24 protein-coding genes and 1 riboswitch are annotated in these 26,772 nt (G+C 73.4%); of the genes, 15 read left to right on the top strand and 9 right to left on the bottom strand.

Annotated elements, in window-relative coordinates; translation table 11 throughout:
• Positions 1-14: 14 nt before the first annotated feature.
• Positions 15-488, bottom strand: coding sequence for a TOBE domain-containing protein (locus tag ABEE00_RS09155; protein WP_345744792.1), 474 nt, complete (start codon positions 486-488; stop codon positions 15-17).
• Positions 489-758: 270 nt separating this feature from the next.
• Here ABEE00_RS09155 and ABEE00_RS09150 point away from each other — a divergent pair, with 270 nt between their 5' ends.
• From ABEE00_RS09150 to ABEE00_RS09135, 4 genes are all read left to right on the top strand, one after another.
• Positions 759-1,160, top strand: a complete 402-nt coding sequence (locus tag ABEE00_RS09150; protein WP_345744791.1) for a TOBE domain-containing protein — start codon at positions 759-761, stop codon at positions 1,158-1,160.
• 219 nt (positions 1,161-1,379) lie between these two features.
• Positions 1,380-2,171, top strand: a complete 792-nt coding sequence (gene modA, locus ABEE00_RS09145) for a molybdate ABC transporter substrate-binding protein (protein WP_345744790.1) — start codon at positions 1,380-1,382, stop codon at positions 2,169-2,171.
• Positions 2,172-2,260: 89 nt separating this feature from the next.
• Positions 2,261-4,264 carry an ABC transporter permease gene (locus ABEE00_RS09140; RefSeq protein ID WP_345744789.1) on the top strand — a complete coding sequence of 668 codons (2,004 nt, stop codon included), beginning with the start codon at positions 2,261-2,263 and terminating at the stop codon, positions 4,262-4,264.
• 199 nt (positions 4,265-4,463) lie between these two features.
• Positions 4,464-4,922 (top strand): hypothetical protein, encoded by a 459-nt coding sequence (locus tag ABEE00_RS09135; protein ID WP_345744788.1) that lies wholly within the window; start codon positions 4,464-4,466, stop codon positions 4,920-4,922.
• A gap of 120 nt (positions 4,923-5,042) precedes the next feature.
• On the opposite strand, the gene ABEE00_RS09130 is transcribed toward ABEE00_RS09135, so the two are convergent.
• The gene (locus ABEE00_RS09130; protein ID WP_345744787.1) at positions 5,043-6,164 is read right to left on the bottom strand and encodes a phosphotransferase family protein; all 1,122 of its coding nucleotides are present in this window, start codon (positions 6,162-6,164) and stop codon (positions 5,043-5,045) included.
• Positions 6,161-7,354, bottom strand: coding sequence for an Rv3169 family protein (locus ABEE00_RS09125; RefSeq protein ID WP_345744786.1), 1,194 nt, complete (start codon positions 7,352-7,354; stop codon positions 6,161-6,163). The genes ABEE00_RS09130 and ABEE00_RS09125 overlap by 4 nt, the downstream gene beginning before the upstream one ends.
• A gap of 172 nt (positions 7,355-7,526) precedes the next feature.
• On the opposite strand from ABEE00_RS09125, the gene ABEE00_RS09120 reads away from it, so the two are divergent.
• The 3 genes from ABEE00_RS09120 (at position 7,527) to ABEE00_RS09110 (ending at position 9,669) form a co-directional block, all read left to right on the top strand.
• Positions 7,527-8,630 carry a Gfo/Idh/MocA family protein gene (locus tag ABEE00_RS09120; RefSeq protein ID WP_345744785.1) on the top strand — a complete coding sequence of 368 codons (1,104 nt, stop codon included), beginning with the start codon at positions 7,527-7,529 and terminating at the stop codon, positions 8,628-8,630.
• A gap of 111 nt (positions 8,631-8,741) precedes the next feature.
• Entirely contained in the window at positions 8,742-8,981 is a 240-nt protein-coding gene (locus ABEE00_RS09115; protein WP_345744784.1) for a hypothetical protein, read from the top strand.
• A gap of 13 nt (positions 8,982-8,994) precedes the next feature.
• The gene (locus ABEE00_RS09110; RefSeq protein WP_345744783.1) at positions 8,995-9,669 is read left to right on the top strand and encodes an HhH-GDP family DNA glycosylase; all 675 of its coding nucleotides are present in this window, start codon (positions 8,995-8,997) and stop codon (positions 9,667-9,669) included.
• A 131-nt stretch (positions 9,670-9,800) separates the two neighbouring features.
• On the opposite strand, the gene ABEE00_RS09105 is transcribed toward ABEE00_RS09110, so the two are convergent.
• Positions 9,801-10,973 (bottom strand): acyl-CoA dehydrogenase family protein, encoded by a 1,173-nt coding sequence (locus ABEE00_RS09105; RefSeq protein ID WP_345744782.1) that lies wholly within the window; start codon positions 10,971-10,973, stop codon positions 9,801-9,803.
• A gap of 407 nt (positions 10,974-11,380) precedes the next feature.
• On the opposite strand from ABEE00_RS09105, the gene ABEE00_RS09100 reads away from it, so the two are divergent.
• Positions 11,381-12,688 (top strand): glycoside hydrolase family 18 protein, encoded by a 1,308-nt coding sequence (locus ABEE00_RS09100; protein WP_345744781.1) that lies wholly within the window; start codon positions 11,381-11,383, stop codon positions 12,686-12,688.
• Between the two features lie 188 nt (positions 12,689-12,876).
• Here the strand turns inward: ABEE00_RS09100 and ABEE00_RS09095 are convergent, their stop codons facing one another.
• Positions 12,877-16,251, bottom strand: coding sequence for an amidohydrolase family protein (locus ABEE00_RS09095; RefSeq protein WP_451918523.1), 3,375 nt, complete (start codon positions 16,249-16,251; stop codon positions 12,877-12,879).
• Positions 16,252-16,570: 319 nt separating this feature from the next.
• Between ABEE00_RS09095 and ABEE00_RS09090 the strand changes: the two genes are divergently transcribed.
• The gene (locus tag ABEE00_RS09090; protein ID WP_345744780.1) at positions 16,571-17,536 is read left to right on the top strand and encodes an aldo/keto reductase; all 966 of its coding nucleotides are present in this window, start codon (positions 16,571-16,573) and stop codon (positions 17,534-17,536) included.
• A 187-nt stretch (positions 17,537-17,723) separates the two neighbouring features.
• Here ABEE00_RS09090 and ABEE00_RS09085 read toward each other — a convergent pair whose 3' ends face one another.
• On the bottom strand, positions 17,724-18,551 hold the full coding sequence (locus tag ABEE00_RS09085) for an aldo/keto reductase (protein ID WP_345744779.1): 828 nt from the start codon (positions 18,549-18,551) through the stop codon (positions 17,724-17,726).
• Positions 18,552-18,695: 144 nt separating this feature from the next.
• Positions 18,696-18,784, top strand: a riboswitch (cobalamin riboswitch).
• 55 nt (positions 18,785-18,839) lie between these two features.
• On the opposite strand from ABEE00_RS09085, the gene ABEE00_RS09080 reads away from it, so the two are divergent.
• From ABEE00_RS09080 to ABEE00_RS09065, 4 genes are all read left to right on the top strand, one after another.
• Positions 18,840-20,000: an ABC transporter substrate-binding protein gene (locus ABEE00_RS09080; RefSeq protein ID WP_345744778.1), complete on the top strand. Its 1,161-nt coding sequence runs from the start codon at positions 18,840-18,842 to the stop codon at positions 19,998-20,000.
• 143 nt (positions 20,001-20,143) lie between these two features.
• Entirely contained in the window at positions 20,144-21,094 is a 951-nt protein-coding gene (locus tag ABEE00_RS09075) for a FecCD family ABC transporter permease (RefSeq protein WP_345744983.1), read from the top strand.
• Complete coding sequence (locus tag ABEE00_RS09070; RefSeq protein ID WP_345744777.1) at positions 21,091-22,059, top strand: ABC transporter ATP-binding protein; 969 nt, start codon at positions 21,091-21,093, stop codon at positions 22,057-22,059. The genes ABEE00_RS09075 and ABEE00_RS09070 overlap by 4 nt, the downstream gene beginning before the upstream one ends.
• Positions 22,040-22,855 (top strand): (2Fe-2S)-binding protein, encoded by an 816-nt coding sequence (locus tag ABEE00_RS09065; RefSeq protein ID WP_345744776.1) that lies wholly within the window; start codon positions 22,040-22,042, stop codon positions 22,853-22,855. The genes ABEE00_RS09070 and ABEE00_RS09065 overlap by 20 nt, the downstream gene beginning before the upstream one ends.
• Positions 22,856-23,070: 215 nt before the next feature.
• Here the strand turns inward: ABEE00_RS09065 and ABEE00_RS09060 are convergent, their stop codons facing one another.
• Positions 23,071-23,688 (bottom strand): HD domain-containing protein, encoded by a 618-nt coding sequence (locus ABEE00_RS09060; protein ID WP_345744982.1) that lies wholly within the window; start codon positions 23,686-23,688, stop codon positions 23,071-23,073.
• A gap of 339 nt (positions 23,689-24,027) precedes the next feature.
• Complete coding sequence (gene wrbA / locus ABEE00_RS09055) at positions 24,028-24,648, bottom strand: NAD(P)H:quinone oxidoreductase (RefSeq protein WP_345744981.1); 621 nt, start codon at positions 24,646-24,648, stop codon at positions 24,028-24,030.
• Positions 24,649-24,896: 248 nt separating this feature from the next.
• Between wrbA and ABEE00_RS09050 the strand changes: the two genes are divergently transcribed.
• Together ABEE00_RS09050 and ABEE00_RS09045 are read left to right on the top strand one after the other, a co-directional pair.
• Entirely contained in the window at positions 24,897-25,109 is a 213-nt protein-coding gene (locus ABEE00_RS09050; RefSeq protein WP_345744775.1) for a hypothetical protein, read from the top strand.
• Positions 25,110-25,370: 261 nt separating this feature from the next.
• The gene (locus ABEE00_RS09045) at positions 25,371-25,709 is read left to right on the top strand and encodes a DUF952 domain-containing protein (protein ID WP_345744774.1); all 339 of its coding nucleotides are present in this window, start codon (positions 25,371-25,373) and stop codon (positions 25,707-25,709) included.
• Between the two features lie 127 nt (positions 25,710-25,836).
• On the opposite strand, the gene ABEE00_RS09040 is transcribed toward ABEE00_RS09045, so the two are convergent.
• The gene (locus tag ABEE00_RS09040; protein ID WP_345744773.1) at positions 25,837-26,490 is read right to left on the bottom strand and encodes a DUF2637 domain-containing protein; all 654 of its coding nucleotides are present in this window, start codon (positions 26,488-26,490) and stop codon (positions 25,837-25,839) included.
• Between the last annotated feature and the right edge of the window lie 282 nt (positions 26,491-26,772).

Here is a 26,772-nt window from a genome sequence, read left to right as displayed (position 1 = left end):
ACGGGCCGCGGCGCTCAGACCGCGGCCAGCGCCACCTCGGTCGACTTGAGCAGCGCGGTGACCGGGGTGCCGGCCGCCAGGCCGAGGTCGGCGACGGCGTCCCTGGTGACGGCCGAGGTCAGCTCGCCGCCGTCCACGGAGACGCGGACCGCGGCCATCGCGCCGCCGGTGTCCACGGAGGCGACCGTGCCGGGGAGGCGGTTGCGGATGCTCAGCCCCTCGACGGCCCCGGTGGCGAGGGACACCTCGGTGGACTTCACGAGGACCCGTACCGACGAGCCCTCGGCGAGGCCCAGGTCGCGCGCGGACTCCAGGGTGATCGCCGCGGTGATCTGCTGCCCGCCGGAGAGGCGGACCAGGACGGTCGCCATGACCGCGCCGGACCGCACGCCCGTGACGGTGCCGGGGAGCTGGTTGCGGATGCTGAGGCGGGAGCCGGAGGCGGAATCGGGGGCGGATCCTGAGCCGGCGTCGGGGCGGGGGTTCATGGGGCACCTCAAGTACGGGGTGGAGGGCGGATGTTCGGGACGGGGCGGCGGGAGCGGCGTGCTCCCACACGCGGGAGCGCGCCCTAAATGCCCGGCTTTACCCGCGTAAGCCTAGTGGCCGGACGGGCGTGGCCGGCGCGGCGCGCAAGGGCCTTGCCGCTGACGCCTCTTGGGCGTTCCTCCAGCGGTGACCGGCGAGTCCGGCAATTGCCATGTCGCATCGCCCAAGACGCTTGCACCTGCGAGGACGGCGGCCGTAACTTGTCGCAAATGCAGTCCTACACAATCGGGCAGGCGGCGCGGCTGCTGGGCGTCAGCCCGGACACCGCGCGCCGCTGGGCGGACGCCGGCCGGGTCGCGACCCACCGCGACGAGAGCGGGCGCCGCCTGATCGACGGCCGGGACCTGGCCGCCTTCTCCGTGGAGCTCGGCCAGGGCGGGCAGGGCGCCGAGGAGGAGGACGTCTCCTACACCTCGGCGCGCAACGCCTTCCCCGGCATCGTCACCGCCGTACGGCTCGGCGACGTGGCGGCCCAGGTGGAGATCCAGGCGGGCCCGCACCGGCTGGTGTCCCTGCTGACCAGGGAGGCCGTCGAGGAGCTCGGGCTGGAGGTCGGCACGCAGGCCACCGCCCGCGTGAAGTCGACCAACGTGCACATCGACCGCGCCTGACCGCCCCGGCTCCGGCCCGTACACCGGGTTCCGGCCCCACCAGGGCTTCCGGCCCGTACGACGGCGCCGGCCTCCGCCCCCGTACGCCGGCCCCGTCCCGTACGCCGGCTGTCCCCGCACCCGCGGTGCCGTCCGTCCGCGGCGCCGCCGCCCTTCCGCAAGCGACGCCCCACCGCACCTCCGGCGGCGCGCGCCGCCCGCACACCAGGAGTCCCACCGATGCCCACGTTCCTCACCCGCCGCCGTACCGCCGCCGCCGTCGCCGCGACCGCCCTGCTCCTCCCCCTCACCGCCTGCGGCGGGGGCGAGAAGGACAAGGGCGCGGGCGAGGGCGGCAAGACGCAGCTCACCGTGCTCGGCGCGTCCTCGCTGACCGACGTGTTCAAGACGGCGGGGGCCGCGTACGAGAAGAAGCACCCGGACGTGAAGCTGAAGTTCTCCTTCGCCGGGTCGCAGGAGCTGGCCGCGCACGTCAAGCAGGGCGCCCCCGCCGACGCGCTGGTCACGGCCGACACCAAGACCATGGACGGTCTGAAGTCCGACACCGGCAAGCCCTCGGTGATCGCCAAGAACCGGCTGGTCATCGTCACCGGCAAGGGCAACCCGAAGAAGATCGAGGACCTGAAGGACCTGGGCGCCGACAGCAAGAAGAAGCCCAAGGTCGTGCTGGCGGCGCCGGAGGTCCCGGTGGGCCGCTACACCCAGCAGGTGCTGGACAAGCAGAAGATCAAGGTGAAGCCGGTCTCCGAGGAGCCGAACGTGCGGGCCGTGCTCAGCAAGGTCGAGCTGGGCGAGGCGGACGCGGGCGTCGTCTACCGCACGGACGCGGAGACGGCGACCAAGAAGACCGAGTCGGTACGCATCCCCGACGACCAGAACAACGTCGCCTCGTACCCCGCGGCCACCCTCAAGCAGTCGGAACACGCCAAGCAGGCGGACGCGTTCGTGAAGTGGCTCGGCACGCCCGAGGCGCAGAAGATCCTCCGGGACGCGGGCTTCCAGAAGCCGTGAGCGGTGGCGCGGTGCCGCACCGGCCCTGAGCGCCTGCGCGGCACCGCGCCCCACCGTGGCACCACCGCGAGCACACGACGGGATCCCCGATGCGAAACACCCTGCGCCAGCGCGTACCCCGCACCCCCGTTCCCGGCGCGCGGGCGCCCGTGGCGCTGGCCGTTCCCGCGCTGCTGGCCGTGGCGTTCCTGCTGCTGCCGCTCGCCGGGATCCTGGCCCGCACCTCGTGGGGCGAGCTGGGCGCGCATCTGACCAGCCCCGGGGTCACCGAGGCGCTGCGGCTCTCGCTGCTGACCTCGCTCTGGGCGCTGGGGCTCTCGCTGCTGCTCGGGGTGCCGCTGGCGTGGCTGCTGGCACGCGTGGACTTCCCCGGCAAGACGCTGGTGCGGTCCCTGGTGCTGCTGCCCATGGTGCTGCCGCCGACCGTGGGCGGCGTCGCGCTGCTGCTCGGCTTCGGGCGGCGCGGGCTGCTGGGACCGTGGCTGGAGGACACCTTCGGGATCGTGCTCCCCTTCCACACGTCGGGCGCCGTGCTGGCCGCGACCTTCGTCGCGATGCCCTTCCTGGTGATCAGCCTGGAGGGCACCCTCGCCGGGTTGCGTCCCGCCTACGAGGAGACCGCGGGCTCCCTGGGGGCGTCTCCCGTACGGGTCTTCCGCACCGTCACGCTGCCGCTGGTGGCGCCGGGGCTCGCCGCGGGCGCGGCGCTGACCTGGGCGCGGGCGCTGGGCGAGTTCGGCGCGACGATCACCTTCGCGGGGAACCTCCCCGGCACCACCCAGACCCTGCCGCTCCAGGTCTACCTGCTGCTCCAGGACGACCCCGAGGCCGCGACCTCGCTGTCCCTGCTGCTGCTCGCCGTGGCGATGGCCGTGCTGGTGTGCCTGCGGGGGCGGTGGGCCGGGGCTGCGGGGCGCGCGCCCGGGGCCGGGCGGCGGCGGTCGGCGGGGGCCGCGGCCGATGAGGCCGGGGACCCGGGCGCCGGTTCCGGTGTCGCGGGGCCGCACGAGCCCGAGCCGGCGGACGTACCCGGGGACGTGCCCGGTCCTGGGGAGCGGTGGGCGCTGCACGCCGAGGTGAGCGGCTTCAACGAGCTGACCCTCGACGCGGATCCCGGCACCACGCTCGCCGTGGTCGGGCCCAACGGCGCGGGCAAGACCACGCTGCTGCGCGCGCTGCTCGGGCTCACCACGCGGTCCCGCGCCCGACTCCGGCTCGGGGAACGGGAGGTGACGTCCCTTCCCCCGCACCGCAGGGGCGTCGCGTGGGTTCCGCAGGACGGCGCGCTCTTCCCCCATCTGAACGCGCTGTCCAACACGGCGTACGGGCTGCGCGCACAGGGCACGCCGCGTGCGGCCGCGCGCCGGGAGGCGCAGGCGTGGCTGGACCGGCTCGGCGTGGGGCACCTGGCGCACCGGCGGCCCGCGCAGCTCTCCGGCGGGCAGGCCCAACGGGTCGCGCTGGCACGCGCGTTGGCGGCGCGGCCGCGGCTGCTGCTGCTCGACGAGCCGCTGGCCGCGCTGGACCAGACGACGCGGGCGAAGGTACGGCACACGCTGCGGCGGCACCTGGAGGGACTCGGCGGGGTGTGCCTGCTGGTCACCCACGATCCGGTGGAGGCGGTGTCGCTCGCCGACCGCGTGCTGGTGCTGGACGGGGGCCGCACCCTTCAGGACGCGCCGCCGGCCGAGGTGGCGCGGCATCCGCGTTCGCCGTGGGTGGCGCGGATGCTGGGCAGCAATGCGCTGACCGGGCACGGCACTTCGGGTGGTTCGCTCGATCTGGACGACGGGGGGACGCTGCTCGTCGCCGACCCCGTGGAGGAGGGGGCGCGGCTCCTGTCCGTCGTGCCGCCCGAGGCGGTGTCGGTGCACCGGGAGCGGCCGGCGGGCAGTCCGCGCAATGTGTGGCCCGGCACGGTACGGGAGATCACCGCGTCGGGGAGCAGGCTGCGGCTGCTGGTCGCCGTGGCGCGGGGCCCCGTCCTGGTCGCCGAGATCACCGCCGCCGCGGCGGCCGAACTGGCCCTGGAGGAGGGCAGCTCGGTCTACACGAGCATCAAGGCGACGGAAGTGACGCTGGTCGCGTTGTAGGCGCCGCACCCGCAACCACCCTGCCGGCGGGGTCACGGCAGGAAGCACGGGGCGTACGCGCCCCGCGCACCGTGTGTGAGGAAGGCCACACACATGCATCCGTGTGCATAGGAGTGCGGCGATTATGCGCGAGACGCGGAGGGAAGTGCTTGCTGTGGCCGGGCGCACGATCCCGGCCGGTTCACCCGAGGGGGATTGCATGCGCACCGAAAAGCAGTCCGGGAAGCAGTCCGGCCGAAACAGGGAGCGGGACATTCAGGACGCCCTTGAGGCTCAGGAAGCGGAAGAGCCCGACGAACCCGAAGCGCTGGAGGCGCTGGAGATCGAGTCGTACGACATCTACCGGGTGAACTGCCCGGACTGTGCCCAGCCCATCGCGCTGCTGGCCGAGGAGGAGCACCTCCCGCAGCACGCGCTGTGCGCCACGCCGTGGAACCCGTTCGGCCCCGTGGTCTGCCGCGGCTCGGGCCGCCCGGCCGCCGAGGCCGCCCCGCTGGATGTGGCAGACGGTCAGGAGGCCGATGTGGCCGACCTGTTGACGCTTCCCGAGGGCCTGGACTGGCGGATGCAGCCGTTCTCGCACGCGGGCGGCTTCGCCCCGGACCCCGTGCGCCCGCCGCGTGCCGCACGCCGCCGGATCGCCGCGCGGCAGGGATAGGCCGCACCGCAGGACGGACAGTCGGCCGGGTAGCACGGCCGGCCCGTTGAGCCCCCGGCCCGCCGGGGGCCTCACCTCATCGACGACGGCCCGCGGGTACCGGTGTCACCAGTACCCGCCTCACCAGTACCGGCCGTCCAGCATCGCCTCCAGCGAGGCCCGATGCATGATCAAGTCGTCCGGATCCTCCGGGACTTGGGCCTCGCCGAAGTGGATCCGGCGGCCCGCTATCCGCAGCATCACGACGGCGTGCCGCAGCGCCGCGTACAGCGTGTGGAAGTCCATCGCGCGCGGCGTGCGGCCGGTCAGCGCGGCGTAACGGCATTCCACCGCGTCCCGGCGCAGCAGCTCCGGAAGCCCCCGCTGCCCCATGCTCTCGGTCAGGTCCTGGAAGAACCGGTGCAGGTAGACCATCCAGGCGAGGTCCAGTTCGGGCGGCCCGAGCGTCGCCATCTCCCAGTCGAGCACCGCGACGGGCGCGAAGCCTCCGCCCGCCTCCTCGCCGCCCGCCGCATCCCCGTACACGACGTTCCCGATCCGCGCGTCGCCCCAGCACAGGACCGGATCGCCCTCCTCCGCCGGCCAGTTGGCCTCGAGCCACGCGAAGGCGCGCTCGATCAGGGGTGAGCGCGGGCCCTCCCGTACGACCCACTCGTAGTAGGCGCGCTGTTCCGCGACGTGCCGCCGCAGCAGGCTGCCGGTGCCGGGAGGTGCGAGGAACTCGGCCTCGCGCGCGGGCACTTGGGTGTGCAGGCGTACCAGCAGGCCGACGCTCGCCTCCTCCAGCCGCGCCCGCTCGGCCTCGCTCGCGGAGTGCAGCCAGTTGCCCTCGTACGTGTAGGGCATGATGTCCGGCGGCACGCGCCCGTGCACGCGCTCCATCACGAAGAAGGGCGCGCCCAGCACCCGTTCGTCCTCCTCCAGCCACAGCACCCGGGGCACCGGGAGGTCGCTGCGCTCCGCGACGAGGCGCAGGGTGCGGTACTGGCGGGCCATGTCGTACGAGGGGAAGACGGTGTACGCGGCCGGGTCGGCGGCCAGCCGCAGCGCGCACCCGCTCACCGGCGCCTCCGGGTGGCCGAGCCCGAACAGCACGGTCTCGCTGGACATGCCGTTGCTCTCGGGGATGTCGGGGTCCAGCGCGCGGGCCCCCGGCAGCTTCCGGTCGAGCCACGCGTCGAGGCGGCGGGCGAGCTCGTGCGGGTCGCGGGTGCTGGTACGGGGCCGAGGGGCTGTCGTCACCGGCTCTCCTCCTCCGCCGGGGCCACCGAGTCGTACCCCGTGAAGCCGCTCGGGTCGTGCCGCCCGAAGCTGCCGTGCTCGAACAAGCCGTATCCGGTGCGCCCTTCGAGGGTGCAGCGGGCCGCGTGGTCGGTGACGCCGTACGCGGCGCGGGGGTGCGCGGCGGGATCCGACAGGTCGTAGGCGCGGCGGTCGGTCCAGCCGTGGCCGCGCCAGGTGCCGTGCTGCCAGTCGGCGGGGTCGGCCGGCGGATATCCCGCGCCGATCGCGAGGGGTACGGAGGTGAGGGTCTCCACGCCGAGTTCGAGGGGTTTGCGGTCGGGGCGGGTGAGGTGCACGACGGCGCGTTCGGGGTGGCGGGTGCCGGGGCGGTAGCCGATCTCCGGGTGCGGCCAGCCGAGTTGGGTGTCGCGGCGGCCCTCGCGTACCTCCACGGCGTCGGAGAGCGTGCGGTGCCCGTCGGCGTCCTCCTGGACGATCACCATGAGGAAGCGGTCGTCGAAGCGGACCGGGCACCAGACCCAGTGGAAGCCCTCGGGCGGTTCCTCGGCGGCGCGCCCGCCGTCCTCGCCGGGGATCGGGCGGGTGCCCCAGCTCCGGTCCCGGGTGCCGGTCCACTCCCCCGCCGTCACCGGGATCTCCGTACCGCCCGCGCGTATCCGCCCGCCGACCGTGCCCGCCTGCACGAAGCGGCGGCCCTCCAGGATCAGCCGGTCGCCGCGGCGCTGGGTGTGGTGCGGCTCCCACAGGGGCGGGAAGGCGGCGTCCCAACTGAGGTCGAAGGAGAGCGAGTCGGGCCCGTCGGGGTCCTCGGGGTCGGGGGCGCACTCCAGGCGGAAGCGGCGCAGCGGCTCCTCGACGGTGATCCGCAGCGGCCCGGTCTCCATCCGCATCCGGTCCTCACCGAGCGCGTCCGAGGCGCGCACGGCCAGCAGCCGGTCGCCGGTGCGCAGGACGGCGTACGCGTCGATGACGCCGGTGTTGGGGTACACCCCGAGCCCGGCGATCAGCAGGAACCGTCCCGCGTGGTCGAAGAGATGGAAGATGCACCGGTCGTAGGCGTTCCGGTCGCCGGTGGCGACGTGCCGCATCGACAGCGGCACCTGGTGCACGGGGTACTCGTCCAGCGCGACGGGGCGCTCGTCCACGGCCACGGCTGCCTCCTGGAGGTCGGGCGGAGCGAGGGGCATGTGACGGTACGTCAGGGAGCGTGCGGGGGCCAGGGATGCGGCGCGTCCGCCGGCCGGTCTTCGGGGGAGCGGCTTGTTCGTTTCGCGGCTCGGCCCGGTGGGGGCCAGGGATGCGGGCCTGCGGGGGCGTAAACCGGTTGCCGGGTCGCGTACGGCGGCCGAGGCTCGGGGCATGGGTGACGGAGCGGCGGGCGTGGCGGCGGATGTGGCGGTGGTGGGCCTCGGGCGGCGCGGGCTGCAGCTCGCGCGGTGGTGCGCGCGGGTCGGGCTGCGGGTGGCGTGGCTGTGCGAGCGGGACGGTGCGGCGCTGGAGCGCGCCTCCGCCGAGTTCCCCGGGGCGCGTACGGCGCGGGACTGGCCGGAACTGTTCGCCCCGGCGGAGCGCGGCGAGCTCGGCGGCGTGGTGCTGGCCAACGACTTCGACGCGCACGCCGCGCCCTCGATCGCCTTCCTGGACCGCGGCGTCCATGTGCTGAGCGAGTGCGCCGCGTGCGCGGACGCGGAGGAGGGCGGACGCCTGCTGGCCGCCGTCGCGCGCTCGACGGCGAGCTGGTCCTTCGCGGAGAACTACGTGGCGCACCCGCACGTGCGGCTCATCGCCTCCGCACTGGCGGCGGGCGAGGCCGGGGCGCCGCGGCTCCTGGAGTGCGACTACCTGCACGGACTGTCGGAGGCGGCGCTGCGGGACATGACAGGGGACCCCGGGCACTGGCGCGGCCGGATCGGACCCACCGCGTACTGCACCCACACCGTCACCCCGGTGCTGGACGTCACGGGCGCCCGGCCCGTCGAGGTCACGACGCACCCCGTGGACGGCGGCGAGCGGCCCGCGGCCGTGGTCATGGCGCTGCGGCTGTCCGGCGGCGAACTCGCCCTGCTCCGCCAGACCTTCCTCCAGGGCGAACCCGACAGCCACTGGTCGTGGCTGTCCGTGCGCGGTACACGCGGCCTGGTCGAGTCGGTGCGCGCGCCGGGCGCCGGCGCCTGGTCGGTGCGGGTGCGCAACGAGCCGTGGGCGCACGGGGGTTCGCTGCGCGACGAGGTGCGTACGCCGCCGGAGCTGCGGCTCGGGGGCGCGCCCGTGGAGCGGATGGAGGAGGGCACCGCGCTGCTCGTCGACGCCTTCCGGCGCAGCGTGACGGAGGGCGCTCCCCCGCGCGTACCGGCGGGGACGGCGGTGGCGGCGACGCTGGTGGGGCCGGCCGCGGCGGAGTCGCTGGCGCGGGGGTCGGTGCCGGTGCGGGTTCCGGAGGCCGCGGTGTCGGCGCGCGGCTGACGGGCACGGGGCCGGGGCGTCGGCACACGGCCCGGGGCGCCGACGCGCAGCCGACGGTCACGTTATGGGCGCGCGCACCAGGGGACCCGTTCGCGTGGGAGGTGATGAGCCGTGCCGAATCCCGGTGACAGCAGCCGCGAGGAGGAGCCCGAGGAGCAGGTGTCAGCCGAGCAGACGCACTCGGGTGCCGAGGTGCCCGGCGAGGGCGAGGCGGCGGACAACGTCCGCGAGGCGCTGCGTCCCAAGGACCCCGACGAGGAGGTCGAGGACGCGCTCGGCGCCCCGCCCGAACCGCCCGGCGAGGACGAGCGGGACTCGGCCGGCGACCAGCCGGGCGAGCCCCCGGACTGACGGGAGGCCCACCATGGCCACGCAGCAGAAGCAGACGAAGTCGCAGTCGCAGAACCGCAAGCAGCAGCAGAGCGCCGAGACCATCGCCGGGCGGCTGCTGCGCCGGCACGGGACCACGTACGCGGCCGAGGCCGGCATCACGCTGAAGAACACGCCGCAGCCGCTGTACCGGCTGCTCGTGCTCTCGATGCTGCTCTCGGCGCGCATCCGCGCCGACATCGCGGTCGCGGCGTCCCGCGCGCTGTCCGATGCCGGCATGAAGGACGCCCGCTCCATGTGCGACGCCACCTGGCAGCAGCGGGTGGACGCGCTCGGCGAGGGCGGCTACCGGCGCTACGACGAGCGCACCGCGACGATGCTCGGGCAGGGCGCCGAGCTGCTGCTCGACTCGTACGGCGGCGACCTGCGCAAACTGCGCGAGGACCCGGCGCCGCACAAGCGGATCGGGGAGGTGCCCGGCATCGGGCCCACCGGCGTGTCGATCTTCCTGCGCGAAGTGCAGGACGTGTGGCCGGAGTTCAGGCCGCACATCGACAAGAAGGCGCAGCAGGGCGCGCAGAAGCTGGGCCTGCCCACGAGCGAGAGGTCCCTGGCGAACCTGGTGCCGCCCGAGGACACGGCCCGCTTCGCCGCCGCGCTCGTACGCGCGGCCCTGCACTCCGAGGTCGTGGACGACGTACGGGGCTGAGCAGCCGGTGAGGGGGCACGGCGCGCGGCGGCGGAGCAGAGCGGCCCCGCCGCCGCGTCCTCGCGAGGCCCTTCTCGCGAAGCCCTCCTCACGAGGCCCTTCCCGCGAAGTCCCTCACGGGCGCGCGGCCCTCAGTGCCGCTCGGGCCCCAACAGGTTGCGGGCGACCACCATGCGCTGGATCTGGTTGGTGCCCTCCACGATCTGGAGGACCTTGGCCTCGCGCATGTACCGCTCGGTGGGGAAGTCGGCGGTGTAGCCGTAGCCGCCGAGGAGCTGGACCGCGTCGGTGGTGACCCGCATCGCCGTGTCGGTGCAGAACAGCTTCGCCATCGCGGCCTGCTGCGCGAACGGCCGCCCCGCGTCCCGCAGCCGCGCGGCCTCCAGCAGCAGCGAGCGTCCCGCGGCGATCTGGGTGGCCATGTCGGCGAGCATGAAGCGCAGCCCCTGGAAGTCGGCCAGCGGGCGGCCGAACTGCTCGCGCCCCTGCACATATCCGTGCGCCTCGTCGAGTGCCGCCTGCGCCAGGCCCACCGCGCACGCGGCGATGCCGAGCCGCCCGGAGTCCAGCGCGGACAGCGCGACGCTGAAGCCCTGCCCCTCCTCCCCGATGCGGCGTGCGTCCGGCACCCGTACGCCGTCGAAGTGGAGCTGCGCCGTGGGCGAGCCCTTGAGGCCCATCTTCCGCTCGGGCGGCGCCGCGGTCAGGCCCTCGGCGTCCCCCGGGACCAGGAACGCGGTGATCCCGGACGCGCCCTCGCCGCCGGTGCGGGCCAGCACCGTGTAGAAGTCCGCGATCCCGCCGTGGGTGATCCACGCCTTGGTGCCGGAGAGCACCCAGTCGTCGCCGTCCCGCACCGCGCGGGTGCGCAGCGCCGCGGCGTCGGAGCCCGAGGTGGGCTCGGACAGGCAGTACGCGCCGAGGAGTTCGCCGCCGAGCATGGCGGGCAGGTGCTCGGCGCGCTGCTCCTTGCCGCCGAACGCCGCGAGCGCGTGGCAGGCCAGCGAGTGCACGCTCACGCCGAGCCCGACGGTGAGCCGCGCGGCGGCCAGTTCCTCCAGCACCTGCACGTACACCTCGTACGGCTGCTCGCCGCCGCCGTACTCCTCCTCGTACGGGAGGCCGAGCAGTCCCGAGCGGGACAGCAGCGCGAAGATCTCGCGCGGGAAGTGCCCCTTCTCCTCGCCCTCGGCGGCGGTCGGGGCGATCTCGCGCTGGGCGAGGTCGCGCACCAGGTTCAGCAGATCCCTGGCCTCCTCGGTGAGCAGTCGGCGCTCCACCGGGCGCGGGCCGTACTCGGTCATGCGGCGCTCTCCTTCTTCCGGGCGCTGCGGCCGCGTCGCCGGGGTGGGGCGGCTCGGCCGTCGTGTCGCTGCCGTTGCCGCGATGCTGCCGCGCCGGGTCACGGCGGCGGCCGACCTGCGGCGGTGGCGTCGGTGAGTATGCCCGATCGGCGGTGTGCCGTCACCGGAGAGCGGGGTTCCGCGACCGAGACGTGACCGCGCGAGAGCACTGCTCCGGGTGGGGGCGAGCGACGGGAGAGCACTGCTCCAACGGGCGCCGGAATGGCCGGAATTGCTGCTTCCCTCGCGGAGCACCGCTCTCCTCATTTTGGTGCAGACCATTGACGTACTGGTCTAGTCCTTCTAGGTTCCAGCGGCATCGCACGGCATGCACCGCTCCATTCGTCCCCCACACCACGAGGAGACCCATGCCCAGATCCGGTACCTCCGGCAGACAGGGCCGCTCCGGCGGCCCGGCCTCCCCACGGCGCGCGGCTGCCCGGCGAGGGCGCGGGCCGCTCGCCCTGCTGGCCGCCGCCGTCACCGGCGTGCTGGCCGCGGGCCTGCTCGCCACCGGCGCCTTCGCCGGCGAGAGCGGGAGCAGTGCTCACGCGGCGGAGCAGCAGCCGCGCGCCGCGGCGGGCAAGGTGGTCGGCTACTTCACCAACTGGGGTGTCTACCAGCGCAATTACCACGTCAAGAACATCGAGACCTCCGGCTCGGCCGGGAAGCTGACGCACATCAACTACGCCTTCGGCAACGTCCAGGGCGGCAAGTGCACGGTGGGCGACGGCTACGCGGACTACGAGAAGGCGTACACCGCCGACCAGTCCGTGGACGGCAAGGCCGACACCTGGGACCAGCCGCTGCGCGGCAACTTCAACCAGCTGCTCAAGCTGAAGAAGAAGCACCCGAACCTAAAGGTCCTGTGGTCCTTCGGCGGCTGGACCTGGTCCGGCGGCTTCACCGAGGCGGCCAAGAACCCGGCCGCCTTCGCCGAGTCCTGCCACGCGCTGCTGAACGACAAGCGCTGGGCCGGGCTGTTCGACGGCATCGACATCGACTGGGAGTACCCCAACGCCTGCGGCCTGACCTGCGACACCAGCGGCCGGGACACGTACGCGAAGCTGATGAAGGCGGTGCGCGCGAAGTTCGGCGGCAAGCTGGTGACCTCCGCGATCCCGGCCGACGCCTCGAAGGGCGGCAAGCTGGACGCGACGGACTACAAGACGGCGGCCCAGTATGTGGACTGGTACAACCCGATGACGTACGACTACTTCGGCGCCTGGGACGCGAAGGGCCCCACCGCCCCGCACTCGCCGCTGACCTCGTACAACGGCATTCCCAAGGAGGGGTACGACACCACCGCCACCATCCAGAAGCTCAAGGGCATGGGCATTCCCTCCACCAAGCTGCTGCTCGGCCTCGGCTTCTACGGGCGCGGCTGGAACGGCGTGACCCAGGCGGCCCCCGGCGGCAGCGCGAGCGGTCCGGCGCCGGGCAAGTACGAGCAGGGCATCGAGGACTACAAGGATCTCAAGGGCCGCTGCCCCGCGAACGGCAAGGTCGGCGGCACCGCGTACGCGCACTGCGGCCAGCAGTGGTGGAGCTACGACACCCCGCAGACCATCGGCGAGAAGACCGGCTGGGCCGCGCAGCAGGGCCTCGGCGGCAGCTTCTTCTGGGAGCTGAGCGGCGACACAGCGAACGGTGAGCTGATCAAGTCCATCAAGTGAGAACCCTCAGGTGAGAACCATCGGGTAGCGGGCCTTCGGGGGTCCCGCGGGGCTCCGCAGAGGTCACGGAGCCCCCAGGGAGGGTCCGGGCCGGGCGGCGCGCGGGGTGCGCCGCCCGGCCGTTCCGTTTCCGGGGCCGTTCCCGGGCCGTTCCCGGGAACGGCCGTCGGGGCCGCTGTCGTACGTCGCTAGAAGCCCAGGTCGCAGCAGGCGTCGCGGCGCAGGCGGCGGCTCGTCTCGCGCCACGCGCCCGCCGCGCGGGCCTCCGCTTCCTTCGGTTCGGGGTAGGAATCGACCAACTCCCGCTGGGTGACCGGCAGCCCGCCGCGCAGCACCGAGGACGTCCGTACGAGGGTGTCGAAGTCGGCGAAGGGGTCGCCGTCCACCACCGTGAGATCGGCGAGCCTGCCCTCCTCGACGGTGCCCAGGTCGCGTTCGGCGCCGAACACCCTGGCGGGCAGCACCGTGGCGGTGCGCAGCGCGGCGGCCGGCGAGAGCCCGGCGCGGTGCAGGCCGCGCAGCGCCATGTGCAGGTGGAGGCCCGGCGGCACGATGGGCGCGTCGGTGCCGAGCGCCACGAGCCCGCCGGCGGCGAGCACCCTGCGGTAGAACCCCGTCTCCCGGTCCAGCGTGGCCAGTTGGTCCGCGCTCGGCGGCTTCGCGGCCAGCTCGTTCACCGCCTGCCTGTCCCAGGGCGGGAGGATGCGGGTGACGCGGGGGTCCTTGGCGAGCTCGGGCTGCGCGCCGACCAGCGGCGCTGCGGTGAACGGGGTCGCGATCAGCCGGAATCCCAGGCCGCGGCCGGTGTAGATCTCCTCGACGTCCTGCTCGACCCGCCCCGTCGCGGTCGTCGCGTGCCCGAACTCCAGACGCTGCGTGGCCTGCAGATGCGAGGTCAGGTCCTGCCCGAGCTGGATGCCGGGCGAACAAAGGTGCCCGCCCGTGCGCACCCCCAGCTCCTCGTGCGCGAAGCGCGCGGCCTCCGCCATGATCCAGCCCGGCGCGCGCACGTACGTCTTCACGAAGTCCCAGTCCAGCGCCCTGCCGCGGTCGAGGCTGCGGCGGAGTCCGGCGCGGGTGCGGTGCGCGCGTCCCATGCTGTACGCGACCCGGGCGCCGTCCAGCAGTTCCCCGGTGACCAGCATGCGCGGCCCGGCGAGGCCGCCGTCGGCCAACGCCTCGCGGAGCCGGGCCTGTTCGTACGCGAATCCGCCGAGCGAGACGTTGGTGGTGATGCCGTACGCGAGCATCGCGGCGCCGATCCTGGCGCCGTAGACGTTGTGCCAGGGATGCATGTGGCTGTCCCACAGTCCCGGGAGCACCGTGGCGTGGGAGGCGTCGACGCGGCGGGCCGCGGGCCGTCCGGCGCGGTGCCGGGCCACCTCGGTGATGCGGCCGTCGCGCACCAGGACGTCCACGTCCTCGCGGGGGTGCTCGCCGTGGCCGTCCCACAGGCGTCCGGCGTGGACGACGGTGTCGCGTGTACGAGACCTGCGGTATTCGAGGGGGAACCGGATCGTGCGGGTGCGGCCCGGGCTGCCGTCGCCGCCGATCTCGGTCATGCGGAGAGCACCGCTCGCAAGGTGGAGCAGTGCTCTCGAATCGCCGGACCAGGAGGGGTGGTCGGCCGCGCCCTCGGTGAGCTGCCGCGGCTCGCCGTCCGGGGTGCCGTCCTTGCGCACGGGGAGCAGCCACAGCGCGGACTCGGCGACGAACGCCATCCACCGGCCGTCCGGCGACCACACGGGGCCGGCGTCGTAGCGGTCGGAGAGCGAGAGGTGCGGTGCCGGGGCGTGCAGCCGGTCCTTTCCGGTGGCCGTATCCACGACGCGGATGTGGTTGTAGCCCTCGCGGAAGCGGTTGTTGAGCCGGTTGCGGTCGCACAGCGCGAGATGCCGGCCGTCCGGCGACCAGCTCGGCCTGCCGGGCAGCCCGCCGGTGCCCATCGGCTTGGCGAGGGTCCGCTCCGCGCCGCTCGCCAGGTCCCGTACCAGCAGATTCCCCGTCAGATCCAGGCAGGCCAGCCGCTCGCCGTCCGGCGAGAGCACCGGGAAGACCCGGCCGCCCTTCGCCAGCACGGTCTCCTCGCCGGTGCGCACATCGCGGCGGCGCACCGCCAGGAGGCCGTCCTCGGTACCCCTGTCATCGGAGTAGAGCAGTGCTCTCCCGTCCGGTGTCCAGGTCGGCCCGTACAGATAGCGGGTGCGCTCGGACCGCACCAGCTTGCGGGGGCGGCCGCGGCCCGAAGTGTCCGCGACCCAGAGCGCGTTGAGCGCGGCGAAGGCCACCCGGCGCCCGTCGGGCGAGAGCACCGGCAGATGCACGCCGCGCACCGGCCGCGCGCCGTCCGGCTGGAACGCGTAGTCCTTCACCCTGTAGCGGGGCCGGTCGAGCGGCAGCGTGCCGTGGAACGGCAGGGTCTCGGCCCCGCCCGGGCGCTCCGGGTCGAGCACCCGGAACCGCCCGCCCACCGTCAGCAGCAGCCGCTCGCCCTTGCCGTCGGCGCCGCGTACCCAGCGAGGGGGCACCGGCTGCACGTCGCCCTCGACGCGCACCGGTTCGCCGTCCACCAGGAGGGTGCAGCTCGCCGCGGGCGCGTCGGTGGTGCGCAGCAGCGCGAGCCGTCCAGAGGGCGCCACCGCGGGCGTCATGAGCTGCGCCTTCGCGGTCTCGGTGTATTCGGTGCGCACCTCGCCCCGCCCGTCGGCCGGCACGGAGGCGAGGGTGCGCGCGCTGAGCTTCGGCCCCTCTGGACCTGCGCCGGGTGTGCCGCGCACGAACAGCAGCCGCCTGCCGTCCGCCGACCACGCCGGGTCGAAGTCCTCCCAGGGCCCGTCCTGGTGGGGGCCGTCCTGCCCCGGCAGCCCCGTCACGCGCGTGAGCCGGCCGGTGCGCACGTCCAGCACCCAGATCCGGTACGGGCTGCCCGTAACCGGGTCGCCGCCCCGTTCGGAGGCGAAGGCGATCCGCGCGCCGTCCGGCGACCACGCCGGGCCGCGGTCGTCCCAGGGCCCGTCGGTACGCTGCCGCAGCCCGCCGCCGTCCGGGCGCAGCGTCCAGATGTGGAAGCCGCCGCCCTTGTACGCGCACACCGCGAGGGTCCTGCCGTCCGGGGAGAACTGCGGGCGCGTGGGCTCCAGTTCGGGGCTGGTCAGCGGGGTGGCGGGGCCTCCGCCACGGGGGAAGGACCAGAGCGTGTTCTGCACCTCGGCCACCACGCGGTCGCCGGACGGCGCCAGGGTGGCCGCGCCGTTGGTCGCCGCCGTGAACGAGAGCGAGGCACCGCGCGCCCCGGCCGCCGCGGCACGCTCCAACCCGGGCAGCACGCCGGTCGCGGCGCCCGTTGCGGCCACGGCGGTGACGGCGGTGGCTGACTGGAGGAGACGGCGCCGGGAGAGAGCGGTGCTCTGGGGTGTGAGCGGTGCTCTGGTGGTGGGGTCGGCAGTGGGGTCGGCTGTGGGGTCGCCGGTGGATTCGGGGCGGGGCTCGCGCTCGGGGCCGGCTTCGCCGGCGGGAGCGGCAGCGGAGGTGTGCTCGGAGTCGGGTCTGCCGTACGGGGCCAACGATCCTCCCGGTGCTGAGGAGTTGCACGGAACGGAACATGACGGACGAGCCGGCCGATCCTCCCACGAGATGCCGCGTACAGGTCAATGGCGCGCGGTGTGCGGGTACCGGAGTGGAGGGACGTGGTGCTGGTCGGTGCCGGCCGCGTGCTGCTGGTCGGCACGGTGACGGCTGGCTCCGCGCGGCGATCGCGTGACGCCGGCCGGCGCCGCACCGCCCCGTACCGCGTGGCGCTGGTGGACCGTGGGCCGCCGCCGAGGAGAGGGTGACGGGGTCGTTCCGTCCCGTACGCACCACGGACCCGAGGAGCAGCACCGCATGAAGACCACCACACTCGGCGCCACGGACCTGAAGGTCTCCCGCATCGCCTACGGAACCTGGCAGCTCGGCGGCGAATGGGGCTCCTTCGACGAGGACGCGGCCGTCGCGGCGATCCGGCACGCCAGGGAACTCGGCGTCACCTTCTTCGACACCGCGCAGGCCTACGGCTTCGGCGCCTCGGAGGAACTGCTCGGCAAGGCCCTGCGCCCCGAACTCGACCACGACAGGGACAGCGTCGTCCTCGCCACCAAGGGCGGGGTTCGCCCGGACGGCGGCGGCCGCGACGCCTCGCCGGCCTTCCTGCGCGACGGGGTGGAGAAGAGCCTGCGCGCGCTGGGCGTGGACACCATCGACCTGTACCAGGTGCACTGGCCCGACCCGAAGGTCCCGCAGGCCGAGACCGCGGGCGCGCTCCAGGAGATGGTGGACGAGGGCAAGATCCGCTACGTCGGCGTCTCCAACTACGACGTGGAGCAGATGCGGGAGTTCGCCGCGGTGCGCCCCGTCGACACCCTCCAGCCCCCGTACCACCTCTTCCGCCGCGGCATCGAGAACGAGGTACTCCCCTACACCCGCGAGCACCGCATCGGCGTCCTCGCCTACAGCCCCCTCGCCAGCGGCCTGCTGACCGGCCGTTTCGACGAGAACACGACGTTCGAGGACAGCGACTGGCGCAGCAAGGCCACGGCCTTCACCGGCGAGGCGCTGCGCCGGAACCTGAGCGTGGTGCGCCGGCTGGAGGAGTTCGCCGCGGCCCGCGGGTACGGGGTGAGCCAGCTCGCCATCGCGTGGGTGCTGGCCCGCGTCGAGGTGGCCATCGTGGGCGCCCGCAGCGCCGCGAACATCGAGGCCAGCGCCCGGGCCGCCGACATCGCCCTGACCGAGGACGAGGTCACCGAACTCGACCGCCTCGCCGACGAGGGCGTCCCGATCGAGGGGGCGAGCCCGGAGGGGGTGGCTTAGCGGAGGAGCGGTGCTCCGGGATCGGAGCGGTGCTCTGCGAGGGGAGCGCTGCTCTTAGAGCGGATCAGCGCTCCGGGGGCGGAGCAGCGCTCCCGAACCAGAGCACCGCTCTACGGCCAGAGCGACGCTCCGCGACCGGAGCAGTGCTCTCAATCCAGCGCACCGCTCTCCCCCACCACGGCCCGGCTCAGTTCAGCGTTTCCGGGTCGGGGCCGACCCGCTCGCCTGTCTCCAGCTCCGCCAGTGCGGCCATGTCGGCCTCGTCCAGGGTGAAGCCGAACACGTCCAGGTTCTCCTTGATCCGGGACGGGGTGACCGACTTGGGGATCACGACGTTGCCGAGTTCGATGTGCCAGCGCAGCACCACCTGGGCGGGGCTGCGGCCGTGCTTCTCCGCCGCCTTGAGCACCGCGGGGTCGTCCAGCACGCCGTTGTTGCGGCCCAGCGGGGACCAGGCCTCGGTGGCGATGCCGTGCTCGGCGTCGAACGCGCGCAGCTCGGCCTGCTGGAGGCGGGGGTGCAGTTCGATCTGGTTCAGCGCGGGGACCACGCCGGTCTCCTCGAACAGCCGCCGCAGGTGCGCGGAGTGGAAGTTGGACACTCCGATGGCCTTCGCGCGGCCCTCCTCGTGGATGCGCTCCAGGGCGCGCCAGGTCTCCACGTACAGGTCGCGGCCGGGGGCGGGCCAGTGGATCAGGTACAGGTCCACGTAGTCCGTGCCCAGCCGGGCGAGGGAGTCGTCGAAGGCGCGCAGTGCCGCGTCGTGGCCCTGGTCGGTGTTCCACAGCTTGGTGGTGAGGAAGATCTCCTCGCGCGGGATGCCGGAGGCGGCGACGGCCTGGCCGGTGCCGCGCTCGTTCTCGTACAGCGAGGCCGTGTCGATGCTGCGGTAGCCGGCCTCCAGGGCCGTGCCGACGGCGGTCCTCGCCTCCTCGTCGGGTACCTGGTAGACGCCGAAGCCGAGTTGGGGCATGGTGCGGCCGTTGTTGAGCGTGATGGCGGGAACAGTGCTCACCGTTGTGTTCCTCGTTCTCTCTTTCGGTGGTGCCGTCTGCCCCCGCCACCCTAGATCTCCGCTGCGTACGCCGCCCTGGCGCCCGCCGCTCCGCCGCCGCGTGGAAGAATGCGGTGCTCACGACCATCGCCGGGCGGCGGAGGTCAGGAAGCCGGTGCGAATCCGGAACGGTCCCGCCACTGTGACCGCGGCGCCGGGGGCTCACCCCGCGGCGCCACGGGAGTCAGACACTGCGCCGCCGCCTCAGCACCGACCAGGGGACGCGGATTCCCCCGGAGGAGGCACGCCATGTCATGGGCACCCGCAGCCCAGTGCAGACGCAGCAGCGACACCCGCGCGCCCGAGCACAGGCCCCGGACACGGCGCCCCCGAATAGGCCGTACGCTGCGCGTTTTCGCCGCGCTCGCCGTGCTGGCCCCGCTCGCCGCGTGCGGCGGCGCGAGCAGCGGCAGCGACAAGGGGGAGAACGGGGCGACCCCGGAGGGCTTCCCGTACACGGTCACGAACTGCGGTGTGAAGACCACCTACCAGCGGCCTCCCGAGCGCGTGGTGACCCTCAACCAGCACACCACCGAGATCATGCTGGCGCTGGGCCTGCAGAAGAAGCTGGTCGGCACGGCGTACCTCGACGACAAGGTCCTGCCGCAGTACGCCAAGGCGTACAAGGGCGTGAAGGTGCTCAGCAAGAAGTACCCGTCGCTGGAGACGCTGCTCGGCGCCAACCCGGACTTCGTGTACGGGGGTTACACCAGCGCCTTCGACCGCACCGAGGGCCGGGACCGCGCCTCGCTGAAGAAGAGCGGCGTGAACACCCGTCTCAATGTGGAGCAGTGCTCTCATGGCGCGGTCGGCGTGGCCCAGCTCCGCGAGGAGATCCGCGAGACGGCCCGTACCTTCGGCGTACCGGAGCGCGGCGAGAAGCTCCTGGCGCACTACGACCGGCAGCTGGCCGGGGTGAAGCGGCACCTGGACGGCAAGCGCAGCCCCTCGGTCTTCGTGTACGACAGCGGGGACAGCTCCGCGTTCACCGCGGGCGGCGCGGGCATCGGCAACGACATCGTGAAGCGCGCGGGCGGCCGGAACGTCTTCGCCGGCATCGGCAAGCCCTTCTCCGACGTCTCATGGGAGAAGGTGGTGCAGCGCAAGCCCGAGGTCATCGTCATCTACGACTACGGCGGCACCCCGCTGAAGGAGAAGAAGCGGAAGCTGCTCACGGATCCGGTGCTGAAGGACGTCCCGGCGGTGAAGCACAAGCGGTTCGCCGTGCTGCCGCTGTCCTCGGCCGTGCTGGGCGTACGGATGCCCGACGCGGTGGACGACCTGGCGCGCCAGATACACCCCGACGCGTTCGGCAAGGGCGCTGACGGCGATCCCTCCGCCCCGAACACGCCCTCCCCCGACGGGAAGCACACGGGCGATTCCGACTCCGCCTCGAACAAGGGGAGTTGAGCTTCGTGCCGCTGAAGACCCCGCGCAGGCCCACGGTGGCGGGCGCAGGGGCGGTGACGCATGCCGCGGCGGGTTCCGCCGTGCCGTCGCGCCGCCGCTTCCCCCTCGCCGTGGCCGTACTCCTCGCCGTGCTCGCCGCGGCGATGCTCGCCTCCCTCGCGCTGGGCGCCGTGACGGTGCCCGCAGGCGACGTCCTGCGGATCGTCACGGGCGAGGCGCCGCCAGGCCCCTTCACCACGATCGTCCGGGACGTGCGGTTGCCGCGCGTCCTGCTCGCGGCGGTCGTCGGCGCGGGCCTCGCGGTCGTCGGAGCAGTGCTCCAGGCCCTCGTACGCAATCCCCTCGCCGACCCCTTCCTGCTCGGCATCTCCTCGGGCGCCTCGACGGGCGCGGCCCTGGTGGTCGTGCTCGGCGTCGGCGCGGGCGCGGTGAGCATGCCGGCGGGCGCCTTCGCCGGTTCGCTGGTGGCGCTGGTCGCGGTGTACGCGATGGCGCGCCGGGGCGGAACGATGACCACGGGGCGGCTGGTGCTCGCGGGGGTGGCGGTGCAGTACATCCTGTCCGCGCTCACCAGCCTGATGCTGGTCACTTCGGCGCGCGCGGAACACATGCGGGAGATCCTGTTCTGGACCCTGGGCGGCCTGGGCCAGGCACGCTGGGACAGCCTGCCGCTGCCCGCGGTGACGCTGCTCGCCGGCCTCGTCCTGCTGGTGCTCCTGGCCAGACCGCTGGACCTGCTGCTGGCCGGTGAGGAGGGCGCGACCGTGCTGGGCCTGGACACGGGCCGGTTCCGCGCCGCGGCGTTCCTGCTCGCTTCGCTGGTCACCGCGGTACTGGTGTCGGTCAGCGGAGCCATCGGCTTCGTGGGCCTGATGGTGCCGCACGCCGCGCGCATGGTGGTCGGCGCGGGGCACCGCGCGCTGCTGCCGGTCACCGCGCTGGGCGGCGCGGCCTTCCTCGTCCTGGCCGACCTCGCGGCCCGCACCGTCGCCGCCCCGCAGGAGATCCCCGTCGGCGTGCTGACCGCGCTGACCGGGGGCCCGTTCTTCCTGTGGCTGCTGCGCCGCAGCACCCGTACGGAGGGGATCGCATGACGCATACCAGTGAGCAGCACTTCAGTGAGCACCGCTTCAGTGAGCAGCGCTCCGGAACCGGAGCAGGCGTCACAACCGAGAGCACCGCTCCCGCCGCCGCACCCCGCGCGGACACCCGCCCCGCTCCCTCCGCCGAACTCTCCGTCGAGAACGTCACGTTCCGCACCCGCGAGGGCCGCGCCCTCGTGGACTCCGTGTCGCTGCACGCGCGCGCCGGGCAGACCGTGGGCGTGGTCGGCCCCAACGGCAGCGGCAAGACGACCCTGCTCCGCTGCGTCTACGGGACCCTGGCCCCGGCCGGCGGCCGCATGCTGCTGGACGGCGAGGACCTGACGGCGCTCGGCCCCAAGAGGCGGGCGCAGCGGGTGGCGACGGTGCCGCAGGAGGGCGGCGACGGCTTCGGCCTGACGGTGCGGGAGATCGTCGCCATGGGCCGCTCCCCGCACAAGCGCTTCTGGGAGACCGACGGCGCGGAGGACGCGGAACTCGTACGGGACGCCCTCGCCCACGTCGGCGCCGACTCCCTCGCCGAGCGCCGCTTCGGCGACCTCTCCGGCGGCGAACGCCAACGCACCCTGGTCGCCCGCGCGCTGGCCCAGCAGCCGGCCCTGCTGGTCCTGGACGAACCGACCAACCACCTGGACGTCCGCTACCAGTGGGAGGTCCTCTCCCTGGTACGGAATCTGGGCACCACCAACCTGATCGCCCTCCACGACCTCAACCTGGCCGCGTACTACTGCGACCTGCTCTACGTCCTCGACGCCGGCCGCCTGGTCGCCTCGGGCCCGCCCGCCGAGGTGCTCACCGAGGAGCTGCTCGCCGAGGTGTACGGGGTCGGTGCCGAGGTGACACAGCACCCCCTCACCCAGGCCCCCACGGTGGTGTACCTCCCGCCGGGGATCACGCCGCGCGCGACGAGCACCGCAGATGCGGCGGCCCGGGGAGGTGAGAGCACTGCTCCGTGACCAGAGCACCGCTTCCGGGGCGCAGCACCGCTCCGAAGTGGAAGCGCTGCTCCAGTCGTTGGCCGCTGCTCACGGCCCCCGCTATCGCCTCCTGCCCGGCCCTCCTCCGCCGGGCGAGGCCGGTGCGTGGCTGCGGGCCGACCGGCTGTTCTCCCCCGACTCCCCGGAGCTGGTCCGCCTGTTGGACAGCGAGTATCACGGGAGCGGGCACCGCACGGAGCATGCCGCCGCGCTGACGCTGATCGCGGTGTATGCGGGCTGGGTGACGGCGGCGGGGGTTCTGCAGTGGGCGCTGGACGGCAGGGTTCTGGATCTGCGTCCGGAGAATGTGCTGGTACGCCCCGCGGGGCCGGAGGGGCACGGCATCGCGGGGGTGCGGATGTATGCGCCGCGGCTGGTGGAGCCGGGCCGGGCCTCGGTGCACGCGACGGTGCTGGGCGGTCATCTACTGCCGCTGGCCGAGGCGTTGCACCGGCGGACCCGCGCGGGGCTGCGGCAGTTGCGCGGCGGGGTGGCCCACGGGTGTGCGACGGCGCTGTGTGCTTCGGCGGCGCCGGTGGAGGAAATGGCCGTGCGGTGGAGGGAGTTCGCCGGGGATGCGCCCGGCGGGCTGGCGGGGCTGGGGGACGTGGAGCGGGTCACCCGTTCAAGCCCGTCGCCGGGGCGCACGTCCCGACTGGTCTATCTGCGGCGTACCTGCTGCCTCTTCTACACCAGCGCCGAGGCGGTGCGGTGCGCGAGTTGCTGCCTCACGCCGCGCGAGGAGCGGCTGCGCGCGTACGCCGCACGCACCTGAGCGCGCAGCGCGAAGCCACCACGGCGCGACAGGAGATGACAGCGCCAAGCCACCACAGCGCAACCGGACATCACAGCGCCAAGCCACCACAGCGCAACGCGACATCACAGCGCCACGCCACCACAGCGCAACGCGACATCACAGCGCGAAGCAGAAAAGCGGAAGCCACCGCAGCACGCGGCCGCCGCGCCCGCCCTTCGGCCCGGACCTCCCGGCTACTCCGGCCAGGGCGAATCCCGTACGACCTCGACGAAGTCGCCGCGTACGAAGCCCGGCAGGAAGTGGTGGAGCACATCGGCCTTGACGTTGCCGAAGGTGGTCTCCGGCTTGGGCGCCGTGCCCTCGGTGAAGGCCTCCAGGATGCGCCGCTTGAAGTCGGGGCGCGGGTGCAGGGCCGTGACCTCGGCGCGGTCGGTGTCGCTGATGTCGTCGTATCCGATGCCCAGCACGTCGTACTCGACACCGGCGGTGACCAGCGCGACCTCGGGTTCCATGAACTCGGGGATGCCCGGCGTGGTGTGCAGCGCGATGGCGGTCCACACGCGCCGCACGCTGTCCTCGGGCACTCCGCGTGCCTGAAGAAAGGCGCGCGCCTCGTCGGCGCTGTCCACCTCGAAGCGCCGCCCGCTGTCGTGGAAGCGCTCCCCCAGTCCCAGATCGTGGAACATCGCGCCCACGTAGAGGAGTTCGGGGTCGTAGCTGAGCCCCCGGTTGCGGCCCTGGAGGCTGGCGAACCAGTAGACCCGGCGCGAGTGGTGGTAGATCAGGTCGCTGGTGGTGTCCCGCACGAGTTCGGTGGCCTCGGCGGCCAGTCTGGTGTCGGGCACGGACACTCCGGCGGCGACGGCTGTCGCCTCCGGCTTCTCCGGCGCCGGCTGCCTGTGAGGCGTCTCCTGCTGTGGCACGAAGGCTCCTTCGTCCTCTCCGCGTACGGGACCGGCAGTCACACTGCCGCCCCGGAGCGGGAAGGACAAGGAGCCTTCGCGCGTGCGTGCCGCCCGCCGCCCCGCGTACGTACGGGCTGGTGATCCCCCGTACGGGCGGGGCGGCGGGCGGCACGCGTCGCCGGGATTCCGCGCCTCGGGCGGAACCGCGTCTCGAGCGAGGCGGCACCTCGGACGAGGCGGCGCCTCGAGCGAGACCGCGCCCCGGACGAGGCCGTAGGCGGCGCCTCAGGCGGCGGAGTTGAGCGCCGCGGCGGTGCGCACGACGCGCTCGGCCTGGATGCGGGCCGCGGTGCGGGTGGTGTCGTCGACGGGGTTGTTGCCCTGCGCGTCGACGTGCGAGGTGCCGTACGGGTTGCCGTCGGCGAACTTGGCCTGGTCGGTGTAGCCGGGGGCGACGAGGATGCCGCCGAAGTGGTGCACCGAGTTGTAGAGCGCGAGCAGCGTGGACTCCTGGCCGCCGTGCTGCGTGGCGGAGCTGGCGAAGCCGGAGTAGACCTTGTCGGCCAGCTTGCCCTGCGCCCACAGGCCGCCGAGCTGGTCGATGAACTGCTTGAGCTGCGAGGCGATGTTGCCGAAGCGGGTCGGCGAGCCGAAGATCACGGCGTCCGCCCACTCGATGTCCTCGGGGGTGGCGTCCGCGATGTGGGCGCTGGCGCGGACGTTCTCGGCCCACGCGGGGTTGGAGTCGATGGCGGCCTGCGGGGCCAGCTCGGCGGCCTTGCGGAGGCGCACCTCGGCGCCGGCCTTCTCGGCGGCCTGCGCGAGCTCCTTGGCGATCTCGGTGTTGACGCCGGTCGAGGAGTAGTAGACGACGGCGAGCTTCACTGCGGGGGCGGGGGCGTTCATGTCGTCGGTCTCCGATCCGTTGCCTGCGGTGTTGCGGTTGCGGCTGAAGATGCCCATGTCTGGTGTTCCTTGTTCACGGGTCCCGGTGCTGCGGCGGCGGCCTCTGGGAGGGACCGGCCGCGACCGGATTTAGTTGAACCGTAAACCACATCGACGCAGTAGTCCAATGCTCAACAACATTCACCGCCGTCGCAGCCGCTCACGCGCGCCGGGATGCGGCGGGGACGCGCCGGTCGCAGCCTGGGGACATGACCCCTCCGATAGTCGTGCACCCGCCCTCGCCCGGCGGCGGGCGGCAGGTCACGGCGCACGCAGAGAATCTGGGAATCGCCCACAGCGTGCGGGAGGTCGAGGAGTTCCTGCGGCGGGCCGGACTCCCGCAGGAGCGGATCCAGCTCGACGACCCGTACCTGATCGAATGGCGCGGCGGCGGTCCCGGCATCTGGACAGCGGAGAGCTGACCAGCATCGACGGCCGTTACGCAGGCGGCGCGCGCCGGTCACCTCCGGGCCGCGCCGCTCGTCGGTACGACCCGGAGGGGCGAGTCACCGTAACGCCGCGGTCACGGACAGTGCTATCGGTGAATCGGCCATACACCGTATGAAACCCAGCCATCACCGCGATCCCCGCCATCCCTCTCCGAACCGGAGAAATGGGCGCGGCCAGGGGTGCCACGGGAGGGCGGGGTTCCCGTGGGGACGCCGAGCGCCTAGCGTCGCCGCGTGACCGAGCTGCTGCACCTCACCGAGCGCGAACTGTGGGACGCCGCCCGAGAGAAGGGCACCTACGAGATCTCGACCCGCGGCCGGACCCTCCAGGAGGTCGGCTTCATCCATGCCTCGCTGCGGCACCAACTCCCGGGCGTGGCACGGAGGTTGTACGGGGACGGCGCGGGTCCCGGCGAGCTCGTGGTGCTCGTGATCGACAGCGAGCTGCTGCCCGTGCCGGTCGTCTACGAGCCGCCCGCGCCCGGCCTGGAGGACTTTCCGCACCTCTACGGCCCGCTGCCGGTGGAGGCTGTCGTACGGGTCGAGCCCTGGAACCCCGGCGCCGACCCGTAAGGGCACCCGTAGGGGCACCCCGTACACACGGATCCGGCTCCGGACGCGAATCCCCGAGTGCGGCTGCCTCGGGGTCGTCCGGAGCCGGATGGCGGTGCCCGGCCGGCCGGGCCGGTGCTGCGGCCGGTCAGAGCACCTTCGCGCCGCCGTTCCCCTGTGCGGAACGGGGCCGGTGCGCGGCGTTGGAGCGCCGCGACTGCGGCGGGCGGGTCAGCGCGAGCTGCCCCATGTACTGGGAGAAGCAGGCCAGCGCGGCGAGCGGCGGCAGTGCCGCGACCGCGACGCCGACCAGCGTCTTGGGCGCCTCGCTGACGCACAGGCCGACGGCCAGCGCGGCGCAGAGCACCACGAGCGCCCAGGCCCGCAGCGCGCGCTTCCGGTGGAGGGTGGCGCGCAGGATCGTGAAGTACGCGACCAGCCACGGCGCGAACAGCAGCAGCGGCCAGCACTCGGCGACGCCCGGCGTGGACGCCTCGGAGGCCGCCTCCTCAAGACGCCCGTAGGAGACGACCGCCCCGAAGATGCTGACCGAGATGACGACCAGCGTGGTCAGGCAGGCGAGTACGAAACTGGTGGTCTTGAGCCAGTTCTCCTTGGACAGGAGCCGCGGCGGGCGGCGGTGCGACTGCGGCTGCCCCCTGGACTGCGAGGGAATGCCGGGCGCCGGTTCGGCCGAGGCCGCGAGGAGCACGGTGAGCTCGTCGTCCAGATTCAGCACCTCATCCGCGGGGTCCACCTCGCCCTGCGGAACCGCGTCCCGGAATTCGCCGGTGAGCGGCACGTAAACGGATGTTGCATCCCCCTCGCTAGACATTTCCCACGCTTTCGCTGTTCATGGAGCCCGATCGGTTCAGTCGATGGTGAAAACCATCCTGGATGTCCTGGATCTCACCGTAAAAGGAATCGAGGAGATCCGCGCAGATACCCTTTGCGGCGGGAGCCGGCTGTGCGGTGCTCGCCGCGTATTCTCTTTTCTCGTCGCACGGTCCGGCGTCCGCCGGGGTGCGGCCCTGTCTCTGCGTCACCCCCGGTCAACGACGTCAGCACTGGCCCGCGTTTCCCT

Origin of the sequence: Streptomyces odontomachicola, assembly GCF_039605595.1 — a bacterium.
Classification (GTDB): Bacteria; Actinomycetota; Actinomycetes; order Streptomycetales; family Streptomycetaceae; genus Streptomyces.
This window is presented reverse-complemented; position numbering and strand designations above follow the sequence as displayed.